General features: G+C 69.7%; 15 protein-coding genes. 4 read left to right on the top strand and 11 right to left on the bottom strand.

The window, feature by feature from the left end:
- Nucleotides 1-193 precede the first annotated feature (193 nt).
- Nucleotides 194-1,573: an HlyD family type I secretion periplasmic adaptor subunit gene (locus tag E9232_RS24090; RefSeq protein WP_309798312.1), complete on the top strand. Its 1,380-nt coding sequence runs from the start codon at nucleotides 194-196 to the stop codon at nucleotides 1,571-1,573.
- A 229-nt stretch (nucleotides 1,574-1,802) separates the two neighbouring features.
- Nucleotides 1,803-2,303, top strand: coding sequence for a Ros/MucR family transcriptional regulator (locus E9232_RS24095; RefSeq protein WP_309798313.1), 501 nt, complete (start codon nucleotides 1,803-1,805; stop codon nucleotides 2,301-2,303).
- A gap of 129 nt (nucleotides 2,304-2,432) precedes the next feature.
- On the opposite strand, the gene E9232_RS24100 is transcribed toward E9232_RS24095, so the two are convergent.
- Complete coding sequence (locus E9232_RS24100) at nucleotides 2,433-3,122, bottom strand: DNA-3-methyladenine glycosylase I (RefSeq protein ID WP_309798315.1); 690 nt, start codon at nucleotides 3,120-3,122, stop codon at nucleotides 2,433-2,435.
- A gap of 199 nt (nucleotides 3,123-3,321) precedes the next feature.
- The gene (locus E9232_RS24105) at nucleotides 3,322-4,233 is read right to left on the bottom strand and encodes a LysR family transcriptional regulator (protein ID WP_309798317.1); all 912 of its coding nucleotides are present in this window, start codon (nucleotides 4,231-4,233) and stop codon (nucleotides 3,322-3,324) included.
- Nucleotides 4,234-4,345: 112 nt separating this feature from the next.
- Here E9232_RS24105 and E9232_RS24110 point away from each other — a divergent pair, with 112 nt between their 5' ends.
- Complete coding sequence (locus E9232_RS24110; protein WP_309798319.1) at nucleotides 4,346-5,845, top strand: CoA-acylating methylmalonate-semialdehyde dehydrogenase; 1,500 nt, start codon at nucleotides 4,346-4,348, stop codon at nucleotides 5,843-5,845.
- A gap of 135 nt (nucleotides 5,846-5,980) precedes the next feature.
- Nucleotides 5,981-7,174 (top strand): amidohydrolase family protein, encoded by a 1,194-nt coding sequence (locus tag E9232_RS24115; RefSeq protein ID WP_309798320.1) that lies wholly within the window; start codon nucleotides 5,981-5,983, stop codon nucleotides 7,172-7,174.
- Here E9232_RS24115 and E9232_RS24120 read toward each other — a convergent pair.
- The 9 genes from E9232_RS24120 to E9232_RS24160 all read right to left on the bottom strand — a co-directional run bounded on the left by E9232_RS24120 (nucleotide 7,171) and on the right by E9232_RS24160 (nucleotide 18,255).
- The gene (locus tag E9232_RS24120; RefSeq protein WP_309798322.1) at nucleotides 7,171-7,893 is read right to left on the bottom strand and encodes an ABC transporter permease; all 723 of its coding nucleotides are present in this window, start codon (nucleotides 7,891-7,893) and stop codon (nucleotides 7,171-7,173) included. The two genes, E9232_RS24115 and E9232_RS24120, sit on opposite strands and share 4 nt — an antisense overlap.
- Nucleotides 7,894-7,897: 4 nt before the next feature.
- On the bottom strand, nucleotides 7,898-8,647 hold the full coding sequence (locus E9232_RS24125; RefSeq protein ID WP_309798324.1) for an ABC transporter permease: 750 nt from the start codon (nucleotides 8,645-8,647) through the stop codon (nucleotides 7,898-7,900).
- Between the two features lie 22 nt (nucleotides 8,648-8,669).
- On the bottom strand, nucleotides 8,670-9,470 hold the full coding sequence (locus E9232_RS24130; RefSeq protein ID WP_309798326.1) for an ABC transporter ATP-binding protein: 801 nt from the start codon (nucleotides 9,468-9,470) through the stop codon (nucleotides 8,670-8,672).
- Nucleotides 9,471-9,520: 50 nt separating this feature from the next.
- Nucleotides 9,521-10,495 (bottom strand): ABC transporter substrate-binding protein, encoded by a 975-nt coding sequence (locus E9232_RS24135; protein ID WP_309798328.1) that lies wholly within the window; start codon nucleotides 10,493-10,495, stop codon nucleotides 9,521-9,523.
- Nucleotides 10,496-10,559: 64 nt separating this feature from the next.
- Nucleotides 10,560-12,647: a phosphonate metabolism protein/1,5-bisphosphokinase (PRPP-forming) PhnN gene (gene phnN, locus E9232_RS24140; RefSeq protein WP_309798330.1), complete on the bottom strand. Its 2,088-nt coding sequence runs from the start codon at nucleotides 12,645-12,647 to the stop codon at nucleotides 10,560-10,562.
- The gene (gene nadC, locus E9232_RS24145; protein WP_309798331.1) at nucleotides 12,644-13,492 is read right to left on the bottom strand and encodes a carboxylating nicotinate-nucleotide diphosphorylase; all 849 of its coding nucleotides are present in this window, start codon (nucleotides 13,490-13,492) and stop codon (nucleotides 12,644-12,646) included. The genes phnN and nadC overlap by 4 nt, the downstream gene beginning before the upstream one ends.
- Nucleotides 13,493-13,880: 388 nt before the next feature.
- Entirely contained in the window at nucleotides 13,881-15,509 is a 1,629-nt protein-coding gene (locus tag E9232_RS24150) for an NAD-dependent malic enzyme (RefSeq protein WP_309798333.1), read from the bottom strand.
- A 101-nt stretch (nucleotides 15,510-15,610) separates the two neighbouring features.
- Nucleotides 15,611-16,990 (bottom strand): aldehyde dehydrogenase family protein, encoded by a 1,380-nt coding sequence (locus E9232_RS24155; protein WP_309798335.1) that lies wholly within the window; start codon nucleotides 16,988-16,990, stop codon nucleotides 15,611-15,613.
- Nucleotides 16,991-17,304: 314 nt separating this feature from the next.
- Entirely contained in the window at nucleotides 17,305-18,255 is a 951-nt protein-coding gene (locus E9232_RS24160; RefSeq protein WP_309798337.1) for a tyrosine-type recombinase/integrase, read from the bottom strand.
- Nucleotides 18,256-18,774: the final 519 nt, after the last annotated feature.

Genomic DNA, 18,774 nt, shown 5'->3' on the forward strand with positions numbered 1-18,774 from the left:
GGTGCCGCCCGCCGCGGATATGACAAGATGGTCTGATAGACACCCGGCAGAACGAGCATTTACGACTTGCGATTCGGACAGAGATTTTTGAGATGAGGCCGGCCGATCGATCCCGTGACGTGAAGACGAGACGCATTCGTCCGAGGGATCGCCGATTGCCGATGTCGCCGCCGCGCAGAAGGACGCTCCGACCATGTCACTGATCCCTCAGGAGCCCGGAAAGCCCAACCTGCCGGCCATCCCCGGCAGCGCCCTTCTGTCTGCTTCGCGGAAGGAGGAGACGGCGGCGCTGCGGCAGAACGCCCGGCGCCTGAACCGCGTGAGCCTGATCGGCGGCGCCGTCATCGCCGTGTTCGTCGTGGGGGCCGGCGTCTGGGCCGCGTTAACGCCGCTGGCCGCCGCCGCGGTCGCGAACGGGCAGGTCAGCCCCGAGGGCAACCGGCGCACGGTGCAGCATCTCGAAGGCGGCATCATCCGCGAACTGGCGGTGCGCGACGGCGACGAGGTCAAGGCGGGCGACACCCTGCTGGTGCTCGATGCCACGCGCGACAGGGCGACCTACGACATGGTGCGGATGCAGCGCCTGGCCGCCGTCGCCACCATTGCCCGTCTGGATGCGGAACAGACCAGCGCGGCCGCCATCGCATGGCCCGAGGCCATGCTGAACGAGACCCCGTCGAATCCCGCGGCCGCGGCCCTGGTCAGGGCGCAGCAGGACCAGTTCACCTTCCGTCGCGAATCGATCGTGGGCCAGAAGTCGGTCCTGGCGCAGCGCATCGCCCAGAGCCGTTCGGAAATCGTCGGGCTGAAGGGCCAGATCCGGGCCGCGGACATCCAGATGGAGCTGATCCAGCAGGAGATCGACGCGGTGGCGCCCCTGGTCGAGAAGGGGTTGGAACGGCGCCCGCGCTTGCTGCAGCTGCAGCGCGGCCAGGCCCGGCTGATCGGCGAGAAGGCCTCCGCCCTGTCATCCATCGCCAGGGCCGAACAGACCGTCGGCGAAAGCGAGATGCGGATGCTGGCGCTGGACAGCGACTTCCGCGACAAGGTCGCGAGCGAGCGCGCCAAGACGCAGAAGGAACTGGCGGCGCTGGAGGAGAGGATGCGCTCCAGCGGCGACGTGGTCGTCCGCACCCGCATCGTGGCGCCGCTCGACGGCACCGTCACCGGGCGGAAGTTCCACACGGTCGGCGGCGTGGTCGCGCCCGGCGCGCCGATCCTGGAGATCGTGCCGAAGAGCGCGAAGGTGGTGCTCGACGTCCAGGTCCAGCCCAACGACATCGATGTGGTGCGCGAGGGCCAGCCGGCACTGGTCCGTTTCGTCGCCTACAGCCACCGCAGCGTGCCGCGGGTGGCGGGCCGGCTGATCTATGTCGCCGCCAACAGCACCGTGGATGAGAAGACCGGGCGCGCCTATTTCCTGGCCAAGATCGAGGTCGACCCGGCCGTGGTGAAGCAGGTGGCGCCAGGCGTCGAACTCTCCGCCGGCACGCCGGCCGAGGTCTCGATCACCACCGGCAGCCGGACGGTGCTCGACTACGCCTTCGATCCTCTCCTCCAGACCTTCCGGTAATCGGCGGTCCCGATCCTCTGCGGCGGCGACGGCTTTTTCACGCCCGGCGCCTTCGGGAAGGGGAGGGCCAGGGCAGGGATTGCCGCCGCCCGACGGATCTCTCGCTGCACAAAAGGATATTAAATAACAGTCCGGACTACCGCCCGGGCCATTTGTTAACTATATTCAAGCTGTATTGAACGCGATCCGGTATTATCACAGCGTGAACCTCTGGTACGGAGCAGTTTGAATGAGTGAGAATGGCGCCGCGACATCGACGGCGGCTGCCGCGGATGAAACCCGGCGACTGACAGTGCAGATCGTCTCTGCACATGTTTCGAACAACAGCGTCGCGCTGAGCGACTTGCCGGCGCTGATCGCCCAGGTCTACGCATCCTTGCATGATCTCGACAAGCCGGCCGCGCCGGTGGCGGCGGAGCGGCCGCAGCCGGCCGTGCCGATCAAGAAGTCGGTGACGGCGGAGTGGATCATCTGCCTCGAGGACGGCAAGAAGCTGAAGATGCTGAAGCGTCATCTGTCTTCCGCCTACAACCTAACGCCTGAGCAGTATCGCGAGCGCTGGGGTCTGCCGGCGGACTACCCGATGGTCGCACCGGCCTACGCGCAGCAGCGCAGCTCTCTGGCGAAGTCGATCGGCCTCGGCACCCGGCGCGCATCGCCGCCGGCGCCGCAGAAGGCTGCCGCCGTGCCGGCCAAGGCTCCCCGGGGCCGGAAAGCGGCCGCCGTCTGATCGCCGGATGGTGCTTGGCCTAAGAGATCGTTTGGAAATGCGCTGACGGGAGTCGGCTGGCGGTGGTTTCGAGAACCGGCGCGCAGCGGACGTTTGAGTCCGTGAGCACCGGAAGCGCAGAAGCCGCCGTCAGATGGCCGTGCCAGTAGCATTTACAGACGGTCTCTTGGCGGGCCTGGCGAAGGCCTGTCGTGCCTCCTCGATGCGGGGCCGGCAGGCGCAGCCCTCCAGATGGTCGTTCACCAGGCCCATGGCCTGCATGAAGGCGTAGATCGTGGTCGGGCCGACGAAGGTCCAGCCGCGCGTCTTCAAGGCCTTCGACAGGCGCTCGGAGGCCGGGCTGGTCGGGTTCGACCGCCAATACTGCAGGTCCATCACCCGCGGCCGCTCCTCCGGGCCCGGCTCGAACGCCCAGAGCCAGCCGCCGAGGGAGCCGGCCTCCTGGATCAGTTCGCGCGCCCGCCGGGCGTTGTTGATGGTGGACAGGATCTTGGCCCGGTTGCGGATGATGCCGGGGTTGCCGAGCAGGCGCTCGACATCGGTCTCCGTGAAGCCGGCCACCCGCTCGATCTCGAAATCCGCGAACGCCTCCCGGAAGCTCTCGCGCTTGCGCAGGATGGTCAGCCAGGACAGGCCGGACTGGAAGCCTTCGAGGCAGATCTTCTCGAACAGGCGCTGGTCGTCCTCCACCGGCCGGCCCCATTCGCGGTCGTGGTAATCGGGATGATCGGGCATGTCGAAGTGCCAGGAACAGCGCGGCACACCGTCCGGGCCGATGGTGATGCCGTCGGCGATCGTCTTCGGGTCGTCCGGTGCCATCGTCGAATCCGTGTCGAGAGCGATGAAAAGGGCGCCCCGGATCCCGAGGCGCCCCGCCCGATCATGGCTCCGATGTGGCCTGCGTGTCAGCAGCCGAGCGCTTCGCCCGAGCCCGAACGGCTGTCGATGGCGCCGTTGCAGCGGACGCCGCCGCCCTTCTCGATCGCGGCCGGCTGCTGCCTCCGGCCCCGCGGCGCATTCATTCGCGATCCGGCCGTCGAGGACATCCCGGCAGGAACCGCTGGCGCTCCTCCTCGAAGCGGCGGGCGAGGAAGCGCCGGCAGATCGCGACGCGGCGCAGCCCGGCGGTGTCCGGATGCGACAGCATGAAGTAGCTGCGGCGGAATCCGACCTCCGGCAGGATCCGGGTCAGGCCGGGCACTTCGGCGGCGGCGAAATCATGCAGGATACCGATGCCGGCATCGGCCCGCACCGCCTCCATCTGGCCCATCACGCTGGCGCAGCGGAACCGTCGGCGCGACCGGTCCTCCAGCACCGTGACATAGTCCAGGGCCGGGGCGTAGGCGTAGTCCTCGACCCCGGTCACGACCATGTGGTCCGCCAGCGCGTCCACGGTATCAGGCGTCCCCGCCGCGGCGAGATAGCCGGCGGAGGCATAGACCCCCAGGCTGTAATCGGCCAGGCGGGACACGATCAGCCTTCCCTCCACCGGCCGGTCGAGGCCGATGGCCAGGTCCGCCTCGCGCCGCGACAGGGAAAAGCTGCGGGGCAGGGGCACCAGCTCGATCGTCAGATTGGGGTATTGCCGGGCGAAGATGCCGAGCTCCCGCGCCAGGAAATAGTTGCCCAGACCGTCGGGCGCGCCGATCCGCACCGTGCCGGCGACCTCGGCCTCGTCGTCGCGCAGCCCTTCCGCCGCGCCCAGCAGCGCGGTCTCGATGCCCTCGGCCACCGGCAGTAGCCGGTCGCCGGCCTGGGTCAGCACCGACCCCGCCGGCCGGCGGTCGAACAGCACGGTGCCGAGATCGGCCTCCAGCGCGTCCAGCCGCCGGGCCACCGTGGCGTGGTTGAGCCCGAGCTTGCGCGACGCCGCCAGCAGCTGGCCATGCCGGGCGATCGCCAGGAAGACGCGCAGGTGGTCCCAGTCCATGGCTTCAAATCCCGCACAATGGTTGCTCGATCCTGGCCATTGATGCGCGCCGGGTAAAGCGGGATGACATCCCATCCGCCCGCCGGGCCGGACTGGAGCAGGAGACGCCGTGATGCCAACCGAGATTCACCATTTCATCGGCGGCCGCCGGGTTCCCGGCAGCAGCGGGCGGACCGCGCCAGTCTTCAACCCCGCCACGGGTGTGCAGAGCGGCACCGTCGCCCTGGCCTCGGTCGACGACGTCCGCGCCGCGGTGGCTTCGGCGAAGCAGGCGTTCCCGGACTGGGCCGGCACCACGCCGCTGCGCCGCGCCCGCATCCTCAATCGCTTCCTGCGCATCCTGGAGGAGCGGACCGACGAGCTGGCCGCCGCCATCACCGCCGAGCACGGCAAGGTGCTCAGCGACGCCAAGGGCGAGGTCCAGCGCGGCATCGAGGTGGTCGAGTTCGCGACCGCCGCGCCGCAGCTGCTCAAGGGCGAGATCACCGAGAATGTCGGCACCCGGGTCGACAGCCACTCGCTGCGCCAGCCGCTCGGCATCGTCGCCGGCATCACCCCGTTCAACTTCCCGGCCATGGTGCCGATGTGGATGTTCCCGGTGGCGCTGGCCTGCGGCAACTGCTTCATCCTGAAGCCGTCGGAGCGCGACCCCTCGGCCTCGCTGCTGCTGGCCGAATGGCTGACGGAGGCCGGGCTGCCCGACGGCGTGTTCAACGTCGTCCAGGGCGACAAGCAGGCGGTCGACGCGCTGCTGTTCGACCCCGACATCTCGGCGATCAGCTTCGTCGGCTCCACCCCGATCGCGCGGTACATCTACGAGACCGCGGCGCGGACCGGAAAGCGCTGCCAGGCGCTCGGCGGCGCCAAGAACCACATGATCATCATGCCCGACGCCGATCTCGACCAGGCGGTCGATGCGCTGATGGGCGCCGCCTACGGCTCCGCCGGCGAGCGCTGCATGGCGATCTCCGTCGCCGTCCCGGTCGGCGAGAAGACCGCCGAGGCCCTGCTGGCCCGGCTGGAGCCGCGGGTCCGTGCCCTGGCCATCGGCCCCGGCACCGATCCGGAGGCCGAGATGGGGCCGCTGGTCACCCGGCAGCATCTCGACAAGGTGCGCGGCTACATCGACTCCGGCGTCGCCGAAGGGGCGAAGCTGGTGGTCGACGGGCGCGACTTCCGCCGCCAGGGCTATGAGGACGGCTACTTCATCGCCGGCAGCCTGTTCGACCACGTCACCACCGACATGAAGATCTATCGCGAGGAGATCTTCGGGCCGGTCCTGTCGGTCGCCCGGGCGCCGGACTACGAGACCGCGGCCGGCTGGATCAACCGCCATGAATTCGCCAACGGCACCGCGATCTTCACCCGCGACGGCGACGCCGCGCGCGAATTCGCCCACCAGATCCAGGTCGGCATGATCGGCATCAACGTGCCGATTCCGGTGCCGATGGCCTTCCATTCCTTCGGCGGCTGGAAGTCGTCGCTGTTCGGCGACCACCACATGCACGGGCCGGAAGGCGTGCGCTTCTACACCCGGATGAAGACGATCACCACCCGCTGGCCCACCGGCATCCGCGCCGGCGCCGAATTCGTGATGCCGACGATGAAGTGAAGCCCACCTCGAAGTGATACCGGGGGATGCTGCCGTTCGACCATGCATCCAGGACATGGTCTCGGACGCTCGACGGCAGTATTCGGTAGGGGCGTCGTGCGACGCTCCCGGCCCGCTGATCGAAGGATGCATCCGATGGCTTCAGCCACCCTGTTCACCAATGTCCGGCCGGCGGGCCGGGCGGCCACCGACATCCTGGTCCGCGACGGCCGCATCGTTCCCGCCGGGGAACCGGCGCCCGCCGGGGCCGCCGTGGTCGATGGCGGCGGTGCCCTGATGCTGCCGGGCCTGGTCGAGGCGCACACCCATCTCGACAAGACGCTGTACGGCATGGGCTGGTACCGCAACGAGGTCGGGCCCCGGCTGATCGACAGGATCGACAACGAACGGACGATGAAGCGGACGCTGGGCATCGACCCCGCCCGGCAATCCGCGCGGCAGGTCGTGCTCTCGGTCGGCCACGGCACCACCCATATCCGCAGCCATGTCGATGTCGACACCGAGGTCGGGCTGGCCGGCATCGAAGGGGTGATGGCGACGCGCGAGCGGTATCGCGACATCGTCGACATCGAGATCGTCGCCTTCCCGCAAAGCGGCATGCTGGTGCGCCCGGGGACGGTCGGGCTGATGGCCGATGCCCTGCGGCAGGGCGCGGATGTCGTCGGCGGCCTGGACCCGTCGGGCATCGACCGCGATCCCAAGGGGCATCTCGACACCGTCTTCGGCCTGGCGGACAGCTTCGGCAAACCGATCGACATCCATCTGCACGAGGGCGGCGAACTCGGCGCCTTCGCGGTCGAGCTGACGATCGAGCGCACCAAGGCGCTCGGGCTGCAGGGGCGGGTGACGCTCAGCCACGCCTTCTGCCTGGGCATGCCGGATGTGGCCGCGGTGGACAGGCTGATCGAGGGGCTGCGCGAGGCCGGCATCCACATCATGACCACCGGGCCGGCCTCGGTCGACGCGCCGCCGGTCAAGCGCCTGGCCGCGGCGGGCGTCACGATCTGCGCCGGCAATGACGGCATCCGCGACACCTGGGGTCCCTACGGCACCGGCGACATGCTGGAACGGGCGATGTTCGTCGGCATGCGCAACAACCTGCGCCGCGACGACGAGCTGCAGCTGGCGCTCGACATCTGCACCCATGGCGGCGCGGCGGTGATGGCGCTGGACGGCTACGGCATCGAGGCCGGCTGCCGCGCCGATTTCGTGCTGGTCGAGGCCGAGACCGTCGCCGAGGCGGTGGCCGGCCATCCGCCGCGACGGCTGGTGGTGAAGGGCGGCCGCGTCGTCGCCCGCGACGGCCGCGCCATGGCCGAGGCGCCCTAGGACCAGATCCTGGCCAGACGGCGCAGCGCGGCGTTGAGCGCCAGGGCGAAGACGATCAGGGTGGCGGCGACGGCCAGCACGGTCGGCATGTCGCCCAGCTCCATGGCGTGCCGCGCCAGGAAGCCCAGGCCGCGCTGCGACGCGAACAGCTCGCCGATCAGCACGCCCAGCAGCGCCAGCGACACCGCGATCTGCACCCCAGACATCACCTCCGGCACGATCGCCGGCAGGATCACGGTGCTGGCCGCCTGCCACGGCGTCAGCCGCATCACGCTGGCGGTGCGGCGATAGACCGGCTTGGTCTGCAGGATGGCGTTCATGGTGAAGAGGGCCAGCGGGATCATGCCGTGCATCACCCCGAACGCCACCTTGGCGGACATCCCCAGGCCGAAGATCAGCAGCACGACCGGGTACAGCGTCACCTTCGGCAGGGCGTAGAGGTTGATCAGGATCGGCTCGGACACGCCGCCGGCGAGGCGGTGGCTGCCGAGCAGCACGCCGAGGACCAGGCCGCCGGCGATCGACAGCACCGCCGCCAGCAGGAAGGCCTGGCCGGTCTCGGCGCAATGGCCCCAGAAGGCCGGGGTGGCGGCCAGGGCGCGCAGCCGGTCCAGGGTCTCGCCCGGCCCGGGAATGGCGGTCCCGGCGCTCAGGTGCAGGACCTGCCACAGCACCAGGAACACGGCGACGATGAGGGTGACGCTGACGGCCTGCCTCATGGCGTCACCGCCCCCGCCGGGCGTTCAGCCGGCGGTCGACCATGTGCAGCCCGGTGTTGATCGCGACCACGGCCAGGATCACCAGCAGCATCAGCCCGTACATCGTCTGGTTGTCGAAGTTGTTGTAGGCATAGGCGATGGAGTAGCCGATGCCGGAGCCGGACAGGATGAACTCCGACGCGATCACGCCGATCACGGCATAGGCCACCGACAGCTTCATCCCCGTGAACAGATAGGGCAGGGCGGCCGGCAGGCTGATCCTGAGCGCGGTGGACAGCGGGCCCATGCGCATCACCCGGGCGGTGCGGCGCAGCGCCGAGGGGATGCGGTCCAGCCCGTTCAGCGTCGCCGTGATCATGGCGACGATGGCGAGCATGACCGCGACCGCCGTGATCGCGCCGCTGCCGACCCCGAACAGGATGATGAAGACCGGGTACAGGATGAAGGTCGGCACCGCGTAATAGCTCGCCAGCATCGGCTCCAGCCCCAGGCGCAGATCCGGCCAGGCATGGATGCCCACCCCCAGCGGGAAGCCGAGCCCGATCGAGATCGCCGCGGCCAGGGCGATGTCGCGGAAGGTGGTGAGGATATCGGCGTTGAAGGTGCCGGCACGGAGGATCCGCCACAGCGCCTGCGCCATCTCCGACGGCGGGATGATGGCGGTGTGCCGGATCGCGCCGCCGCGGCACAGCAGCTCGAGCACGGCGACGGCGGCAACGATCACGGCAAGGCGGATCCAGGCTTCGCGCGGCATGGCCGGGGCCTCCGGGTTCGGGTCAGTGCACGCCCATGTGCTTCAGGGATTCGACCCGCAGCTTTTCCCAAAGCCGCGCGTTGATGGCGCCGAATTCCGGGGTGGCGATGACCCGGCTGTCGCGGTCGCGCGGCCAGCCGGTCTCGACGAAGTCGATGAACACGCCCGGCCGGGCCGACATCACCCCGACGCGGTCGGCCAGCATCGCCGCCTCGTCCAGCGAATGGGTGATCAGCAGCACCGTGGCGTTGGTCTCCCGCCACAGCCGCAGCAGCTCGTCGCCCATCAGCAGGCGGGTCTGCTGGTCCAGCGCGCCGAACGGCTCGTCCAGCAGGATCAGCCGCGGCTGCAGCACCAGGGTGCGGGCGATGCAGACACGCTGGCGCATGCCGCCGGACAGCTGCGGCGGCAGGGCCCCGGCGAATTCGCGCAGGCCCATGAAGCCGATGGCGTAGTCGACCCGGCGGGCGATCTCCGCCGCGTCGACCCCGGCCCGGCGCAGCCCGAAGGCGACGTTGTCGCGCACGGTCAGCCAGGGGAAGGACGCGTCCTCCTGGAACACCACGCCGATGCCGTCGGGCACGCCGGTGACCGGCCGGCCCTCGAAGCTGGCCTGGCCGGTGGTGGGCGGCGCCAGCCCGGCCACCACGTCCAGCAGCGTGGACTTGCCGCAGCCCGACGGGCCGACCACCGAGAAGAACTCGCCGCGGCGCAGCTCGAGGTCCAGCGGCCCGAGCGCGTGGATCTGGCTCTCGCGCTTGCGGCCGCCGAACACCCGGGTGATGCCCTTCAGGACGACGTGCAGCTCCTCGGTCTGGCTCATGGGCTCCCCGGCCGGCGGGCGGCGCTGCGGCTTCGGCAAGGGCGTGACGCTCATTGTTTCGCCTGCAGTTCGGGCGGCAGGTAGGCGGTGTCGATCAGCTTGGACCAGTCGACGCCGTCCTGCACCTCGCCGACCAGCGCCAGGCCCTTCACGGTCTCGTCCAGCTCGGCCTGGTTGATCTCGCCCTCGCTCCAGTAGCGCGGCCCGATCATGTTGGCCACCGCCTCCTGCGCCACCTTGGGGTCGAGGGTGAAGGTGCGGCCGACGATCTCCGCCGCCGCCGCGGGGTCGGCGTAGATCGCCCGCACGCCGGCGCGGCGGCCGGCGATGATGGCCTTGATCACGCCGGGATTGGCCTCGGCGAATTCACGGGTGGTGATGCCGACGGCGGTGGTCATCGCCGGCAGGATGTCCTTGGCCCGCGCCACGGTGCGGAACTCCGCCTTGCGGATGATCGACAGCGGCTCGATCATCCCGGCCGCGGCGACCTCGCCCTGCTGCAGCAGGGTCAGGCTGTTGCTGTAGCCGCCGGAGGCGACGCGGGTGACCGAGGCCGGGTCGACGCCCTCCTTCTGCAGCTCCATCAGCAGCAGCATCTCCGACACGCCCTTCGGCGAGGTGATGGCGACCTTCTTGCCGGCAAGGTCCTTCAGCGACTTGATGTCGGAATCCGGCATGGTCAGCAGGGTGGATTCCGCGGCGCTGCGGATGGCGGCGTTGACGATCACGACGTCCAGCCCCTGGCGCTGCGCCGCCAGCGCGGCGCTCAGCGCCACCTCGCCATAGGGCAGGGGGCTGGCCAGGATGTTGCGCACCGTGGTGCCGCCGCCGCCGGACCCGATGATGCCGGTGATGTCGACGCCCGCCTCCTTGAAGAACCCCTTCTCCATGGCGACCGCGTAGGGCGCGCCGTAGAGGCTGGTGCCCCATTGGGTGACGGAGATTTCCGCCGCCCGGGCGGGTGCGGTCAGCGCGGCGGCCAGCGCAAACACCGCCGCCATCGCCTTGCCTGCCATTCCTGTCATCGCCGTGTCCCTGTTTGTTTATCGGTTATGGCTTTCCGTCCGGCCGCGCTTCCGCGCGACGTCGTCACACCCCGCTGCTGCGGCCCCCCGCCGTGACGGTCTCGCGGATGTCGATCCCGGCATGATGCCCGGCCATGGCCGCGGCGGCATCGAGATCCTGCGGCGTCGAGGCGCGGATCAGGAACAGCGGCTGCCCCGCCCGCACCTCCTCGCCCACCCGGCACAGCAGGTCGATGCCGGCGCCGGGGTCGGACGGGGCGCCGGCGCGGCGGGCGATGCCGGCGATGGCCCAGCCATCCATCGCCGCGATCGGGCCCGACCGGTCGGCATAGACCGGCTGGACCAGCGGCGCGGGCAGGATCGGGTCCGCCCGCCGGCCCTGGGCGTCGACGATGCGGTCGAAGGCGTCGCGCGCCCGGCCGCTGGCCAGCAGCGCCTCGGCCAGGCGGCGGCCTTCCGCCTCGTCGCCCACCGCGGGGTCCCAGGCGATGATCCGGCCGGCGTAGAACAGCGCCTTCTCGCGCAGATCGGCCGGCCCCTCCGGGCGGTTGTCCAGGATCTGCAGCACGTCGCGCACCTCCAGCGCCGGGCCGATGCCGCGGCCGATCGGGGCCGTGCCGTCGGTCGGGAAGGCGCGGACGGTCAGGCCCAGCCCGGCGCCGACGGTCTCGAACAGGGTGGCCAGCTCGGCCGCCTCGACCCGGCTCTTCAGCCTGGCGCTGGGGCCGTAGGGCAGGTCGACGATCACATGGGTCGAGCCGGCGGTCAGCTTCTTCGACAGGATCGACGCCACCGACCAGCGGTTGGAATCGAGCCCCAGCGGCCGGGTGATCGCGTTCATCACGTCGTCCAGCGCCGAATGGTTCAGCCGGCCGTTCCAGGCGATGCAGGCGCCGGCGGCGGCGACCGTGCGGCGCACCTCCTCCACGCTCAGATCGACCCGGGCGACGGTCTCCATCGCATCCGCGGTGCCGGCGGCGGAGGTGATCGCCCGCGACGAGGTCTTCGGCATGGTCAGGCCGTGGGCGGCGACGATCGGCACCACGATCAGGGTGATGCGGCTGCCCGGGATGCCGCCCATGGAATGCTTGTCCACCACCAGGGGCGCGTCCCAGCGGATCCGTTCCGAGAAGGCGCTGCGCACCCGGGCCAGCGACACCACCTCGTCGTCGCTCAGCCCCCGGTTGGCGGCCACCAGGAAGCCCGCGACCTCGCTGTCGGGATAGCGGCCCTCGACGATGTCGCGCACCACCTGCGCGTACTGCTCCTCGCCCAGCGCGCCGCCGCGGATCTTGCATTGCAAGGCCCCTCGGCTTTCCGGGGACGGGGTGCGGCGGATGAAGATGTCGGTGCCCGCCGCCATGCCGAGATCGGCGAAGGCCTCGGTCGACAGGCCGATCTCGTCGTCGTCGAGCAGCCGCGGGTCGTCCAGCACATTGACCTGGGCCCGGATGCTGCGGTCGCCGGCGACCACGTCGATCTTGTGGGGGCCGAGATAGTCGGTCGCCCGCAGCACGGTGCCGTGCCGCGGCAGGAAGGCCGTGTTCTGCCGGCCGGTGTCGATCGGCACGGCGCGCAGGCGCAGGCGCGACGCCTCCTGCTGCACCAGCCGGACGAAGGCGGCGATGCCGGCCTCCGGCGTGCCGTCATTGGCGACCCGGACGACGCGCACGCCGCCCGCGAAGGCCGCGGACAGGTCGGGCGCCGGCCGGGCCAGCCGGGCCGCGATGTCGGCCCCGGCCTCGCGGCCCCGGCCGGCGATGCGGCGCGCCAGCACCGCGGCAGGGGCCGAGACCTCGACCAGCACCAGGCGCGGCACCCGCTCGGCCAGCGCCGGCACGGCGGAGCGGGAGCCGTTGGCGATGACGTGCCGTCCCTGGCGGCAGGCCTCCAGCAGCTCGATCGGCAGGCCGTAATGCAGGCCGTGGGCCTGCCAGGTGATCAGGAACCGGCCCTGCTGCTCCAGCGCGGCGAAGGCCTCTTCGGTGGTGCCGTCATGGTCCTCGCCGGCCGCCCCCGACGGGCGGGTGATGACCCGCCGGGCGAAGTGATAGCGGCCGGACGGCGCCAGGATCGCCCGCGCGCCGTCGATCAGCGTGTCCTTGCCCGACCCGCTGGGCCCCACCACCAGGAAGAAGATGCCCGGGCTCACGCCGCCGCCCGGTCGGCTTCGTCGAGCCCGATGTCCATGGCGGGCGCCGACTGAGTGATCTTGCTGGTGGAGATGTAGTCGACGCCGGTCTGGGCGATGGCGCGGATGGTGTCGAACCGCACCCCGCCCGAGGCCTCCAGCGGGATGCGCCCGGCCACGGTCTCGACCGCCCGGCGCATGATCGGCACCGGCATGTTGTCCAGCATGATGACGTCGGCGCCGGCCAGCACCGCCTCGTCCACCTGCTCCAGCGAGTCGCACTCGACCTCGATCTTGGTCAGCATCGGCAGGGTGCGCCGCGCCCGGCGGACCGCGGCGGCGATGCTGCCGCAGACGGCGATGTGGTTGTCCTTGATCATCACCCCGTTGTCGAGGCCGAGGCGGTGGTTGAGGGCGCCGCCGCAGGCCGTGGCGTGCTTCTCCAGCACGCGCAGGCCCGGCGTGGTCTTGCGGGTGTCCAGCAGCCGGGCCCCGGTGCCCGCGATCTCGGCCACGTAGCGCGCGGTCTCGGTGGCGATGCCCGACAGGCGCTGGGTGATGTTCAGGGCGGTGCGCTCGGCCGTCAGGATCGCCTGGGCCGGGCCGCCGACGTCCAGCAGCACTTGGCCGGCCGCGACCCGGTCGCCGTCCTTGACCCGGACGGTCACGGCGCAGCGCGGGTCATAGCGGCGGAACACCTCGGCGGCGACCTCGATGCCCGACACCACCATCGGCTCGCGGGCATTCATGACGAAGGCGCCGGTCTCCTCCGGCTCGATCATGACCTGCACGGTCAGGTCGCAATAGCCGATGTCCTCCTGCAGCCAGAGGTCGATCAGGCGGGTGGTCGCGTAGCGATCGTACATGGCATGAGCCTCCGCATGCGAGTTCGACCGCCGCGCGGCCGCTCGTTCTTCAGAATGCTTTTGTATGTACGCAAACGATAACCATGACTTGGTTAATCTGTCAAAGAGAAAGATTAGGCACTGACTGAAACAAATATGGGCAACTAGACGACTTCTCGATACAGCGTTATTTCTCTGGCTGAGAATATCCTGTTCAATAGAACTCGGGCGTGAGGCGGGTCTTGGCTGTTCGCCTCGCTTCGATATTATTTCTCCAACTGAGAATTTGAGATGCGAAGGCGCTCGCGAACCCGCCCTTCGCGGGGGTTCGGGCCGGCAAAGCTCCGCCAGCGACGACGACCCCTCTCTATCGGAGCCGTTGCCGGCGACGGCTGCGTCGCAGGTCAGGTCACTCGGGATAGACCGGCTTGTAGGCCTTGGCCTCGATCTGCGCCTTGACGTCGTCCGGCCGCGGCACGCGGGCGAGGCCGTGGTCGTAGATGTATTCCGCGACCTTGGTGGCGACATGCAGCGAGGCGGCCAGGATCTGGCTCTGCGGCGGATAGATCAGCCCCTTCTCCAGGCTGTCCTCGCCGACCTGCTCGGCCACCGCGCGGGCGGCGACGATGAACATCTCCTCGGTGACGCGGGTCGCCTCGGTCGCGTAGACCGCCATGCCCATCGCCGGGAAGATGTAGACATTGTTGCCCTGGCCGGGGACGAAGCGCTTGCCGTCGACCTCGACCGGCGGGAACGGGCTGCCGCTGGCGAACACCGCCCGGCCCTGCGACCAGCGATACGCCTCCTCCGCCGTGCATTCCGAGCGCGAGGTCGGGTTGGAATAGGGGAAGATGATCGGCCGCTCGTTCACCTCGGCCATCGCCTCGATCACATGCTGGTTGAACAGCTTGGGCACGGTGCTGACGCCGATGATGCCGTTCGGCTTCAGCACCTTCACCGCCTCGGTGAAATCATGGATCGGGTCGCAGTCCAGCGCGAAGGGCCGCTGGAACTCCGCGAGGTCGGTGCGCGACGTCACCATCAGGCCGTTGATGTCGAACAGCGCGTTGCGCTTGCGCGCCTCGGCGATATCAAGCCCTTCCAGCGCCATCGCCTGCGACAGCAGCTCGGCGATGCCGGTCGCGGCCGACCCGCCGCCGAGGAACAGGAAGCGCTGGTCGGCCAGCTTGCCGCCGGTGATGCGCAGGCTGGCGTAGATGCCGGCCAGCGCCACCGCCGCGGTGCCCTGGATGTCGTCGTTGTAGGTGCAGACCTTGTCGCGGTAGGCCGCAAGGATCGGCACCGCATTGACGTTGGCGAAGTCCTCCCACTGGATGCAGCATTTCGGGTAGAGAAGCTGCACCGCCTCGACGAATTCGGCGATGAAGGCGTGGTAGTCGTCGCCGCGCACCCGCTCCTCGCGCAGGCCGAGATACAGCGGGTCGTCGAGCAGGTCCTGGTTGTTGGTGCCGACGTCGAGCACGATCGGCAGGCACACCTCGGGCGGCACACCGGCGCAGGCGGTGTAGAGCGACAGCTTGCCGATCGGGATGCCCATGCCGCCCAGGCCGAGATCGCCGAGGCCGAGGATCCGCTCGCCATCGGTAACGACGATGAAGCGCACATCCGGCTGCGGCCAGTGGCCCATCAGCTCCTTCAGCCGGCCCTTGGCCGTGATCGGCAGATACAGGCCGCGCGCCGCCCGGAAGATGTGGTTGAACTTCTGGCAGGCCTCGCCGACCGTCGGGGTGTAGACCAGCGGCATGAAGGTCGCTGGGTCGGACATCAGCACCGCGTAGAACAGCGTCTCGTTCCGCGCCTGCAGGTCGGACAGCAGCAGGTACTTCTGCAGGTCGACGTCGAGATTCGCCAGCTCGGTGTGGATGCGGGCGACCTGGTGTTCCAGCGAACTCGGCGTCGGCGGCAGCAGCCCCTCCAGCCCGTGCCGGCGGCGCTCTTCCTCGGTGAAGGCGCTGCCTTTGTTGGATCTGGGGTCGCGCAGCAGGGCATAGCCGGTGCGGGGCGTGTCGGAAGCCATGGCAATCTCTCCCGTCAAGGCGGTGCGGCGGATCGGCTTCAGGCTAAGATCCCGGGTGGAAATCCCGGCGCGACATGGCGCCGCGCCCAGGCCTATTCCCCTCAGGATTTGAACACGATCATCTTCTCCTGGGTCATCTCGCGCATCGTCCAGGGGATGCCGCCGACGCCGGCGCCGGATTGCCGCTGGCCGGCGAAGGGCATCCAGTCAGTGCGGAAGGCGGTGTGGTCGTTGATCATCACCGCCGAGCCATCCAGCCGCGGCGCCACCTGCAGCGCGAAGCCGAGATCCTGGGTGAAGACGGCCGACTGGAAGGCCACCGGCAGGCTGTTGGCGGCCTGGATCGCGGTTGCGACCTCCGAGAAGCCGTAGACGCAGGTCACCGGGCCGAACACCTCCTCGCGCGACACCTTCGCGCCGGCCGGCGACTCGACCAGCACGGTGGGGGCAAGCGTGGTGTCGGACAGGCGCGTGCCACCGGTGGGCACTTGGGCGCCGCCGGCCTTCGCCTCCTCGATCCACGACAGCACCCGGTCCGCCTCGCGCGGCAGGATCAGCGGCCCGACCTCGGTGGCCGGCAGCAGCGGGTCGCCGACCTTCAGGGCCTCGACCGCCGCGGTGAAGCGGGTCACGAACTCGGCCTTCACCGCGTCATGGACGAAGATGCGCTGGACCGACACGCAGACCTGGCCGGCATGGTAGTAGCCGCCCTTCACCAGCGACGGGATCGCCCGGTCGAGATCCGCGCTGCGATCGACGATCACGGGTGCGGCGCCGCCATGTTCCAGCGCGCTGCGGGTGCCCGGCGCCAGCTTGCTGTGCAGGTGCCAGCCGACGCGCGCCGAGCCGATGAAGCTGAGGAATGCCACGCGCGGATCGGTCGCCAGCGCCTCCGCCAGCGCGTTGCCTTCGGGCAGGAAGGTCTGGCACCACGGCTCCGGCAGCCCCGCCTCGCGCACCAGCGCCACGAATTCCAGGCAGCTCAGCGGCGTGGTCGCGGCCGGCTTGATGATGACCGGGCAACCCACCGCGATCGCCGGCACCACCTGGTGCACGATCAGGTTCAGCGGGTGGTTGAAGGCGGAGATCCCGGCGACGACCCCGATCGGCTCCTTGATGGTGAAGGCCAGGCGCCCGGTGCTCGCCGGGGTCAGGCCCATCGGGATCTCGCGGCCGGCGAAGTTCCGCAGCTCGTCCGCCGCGTTCTGCACGCCGTCGACCGCGCGGCGTGCCTCGACCAGGGCGTCGGTTAGCGGCTTGCCGCCTTCGCGCGCGATCAGCCGGGCGAAATGGTCGACCTTGCCGGCCAGCAGCTCCGCCAGGCGGCGCAGAATGGCGATGCGTTGATGCGGCGGCAGCCATCCGTCGCGGTCCAGGAACACCCGGCGGGCGGCCGCCAGCTTGGCCTCCAGCGCGCCGGCGTCGTCCGACGGCACCTCGGCGAAGGGGACGCGGTCATAGGCCTGAACGACCTCGATCATGGTCTTTCCTCGGTGTTCGGTTCACGCCGCTCAGCCCAGCCTAGGGATCGGCGCATGAGGTGCAGGATCAGATGGCGCATGGATCATAGCGGCAGGCGGACGCCGTACCACCTGCATGCCGAAGCTGAGCGGTCGAGGGGTCAGGATGAGCGCACGACGGCGGAACATCCGCGCATCGGAGCTGGTCCCCCAGAGGGGAGGGCTCTCTAAACTTTGGAAATCCTGGAGTTCCGGTGGTGGGCGCGACAGGGATTGAACCTGTGACCCCTACGATGTCAACGTCGGGGGCCCTGGTGCCGGGCCTGTTGATTTACCTACGCTTTTCGGGTCGGCCTGGCCGTATGTGTCAAAAATGGGTCAATCTCGGTCCCCGGTGTACCGCCGATCGGAAGGCCGTCGACCGCTGCTCGCTGCACGCTGGAGACGGTGTGCGCGTAGCGCAGCGCCGACCGCGGATCCCGCCATCCGCCCTGGGACATGACCGTGCGAAGGTCTGTGCCGCGTGACAGCAGCGAGGTCGACAGCATGTGTCGGAACCAGTGCTGGGTGACCTGGGCGACCAAGCGGGCGTCCTGGCGAAGCTGGAGGGCCGCCGGCAGGTCGCCGGCGCGCCGGGCCCACACGGAGCGGCGGAGGAGCGTCTTGACGGTGCGCCAGCGCATCCCTCGATAGGCCGCCTTGTTCTGGCCGCCGGTCCCGGCGTCATGGCCGCGGCGGCTGTAGGGCTTCCGCTTTGGCGTGACGAACAGCGGCGCCTCGCGGTCGCGGACAGGGCCGCGGTGCTGCAGGTAGTCGATGACGATCTGGACCGTCCAATCGTGCAGCGCTGCCGTCACCGAATCGCCGTTCTTGGTGTCGTGAAAGGTGATCTGACCTCGGCCCGGCGCGAGGATGGCGTCGCAGATCCTGCAGCCCAGCAGGATGGAACTCACCCGCGCGCCGGTGGACCACTCGACCGCAAGCTGAGGCTTCAGGTGCCATCCGGCCTGGTCGATCATCAGGGCGATCAGATCCGCCCGCAGGTCGACCACGCGGCGCCGGCTGGGCGTCTTCGGCTTGCGGGCCTCGTTGTCTCTGTCGATCGCCGGCAGCCGCTGTAGCCATACCCTGGGCTCCTCGGCGCACCAGTTCAGGAAGGTGAAGACGGCATCGAGGTAGCGTTCGCGGGTCTGCGGCAGGTTGCCGGCCTGGCGCTTGTCGATGAACCGATTCCATCGCTCGTCGCTGATGCCGGCCAGATCGTCCCGCGGGAACTTGCGCGTCATCTCCTGGACCACTGCCACATCGAAGCCATTGAGCGGCCGAGCGCGCGTCCTGTTCAGGTACTGATAAGCCGCAACCGAGAATGCGACCGTCGGCCGGACGCCGTGGACGACCTCCCGCCGGAGGGCGGTGCACCACTTGTCCCTGAGGGCTTCGGCATCGTCGCGGTGCTCTGGCCTGGCCTGAAGCTCTGTACTGCGTCGAATGCGGACTGAGCGTCCGTCGACCCGAAGAGTGCCGACGACATACCAATGGCCGGCCCGCTCGACGACTCGAGGACCCGCCGGCGCTTTGCGGTGTCTTCGTCCCGGATTGCCATCCGGAGCGCCCGGTACCCTTGTTCGTCCCATCGGCGGCTTGCCCCGACATAGTGGTGGTGCTGCAGCCGCTGGTGCCCGGGCGCCCGCCGCACATCCTCGGCAAGACGGCCCTGCAGCCAGCGGGAAGACTTTCCGAGACGACGAGCCACTTCCGCAAGTGTCAGATCGTCGGGGAGCCCAATACGGGCCCGGGAGGGCGGG

This window comes from Inquilinus ginsengisoli (assembly GCF_031453975.1).
GTDB classification, from domain to species: Bacteria; Pseudomonadota; Alphaproteobacteria; order DSM-16000; family Inquilinaceae; genus Inquilinus; species Inquilinus ginsengisoli_A.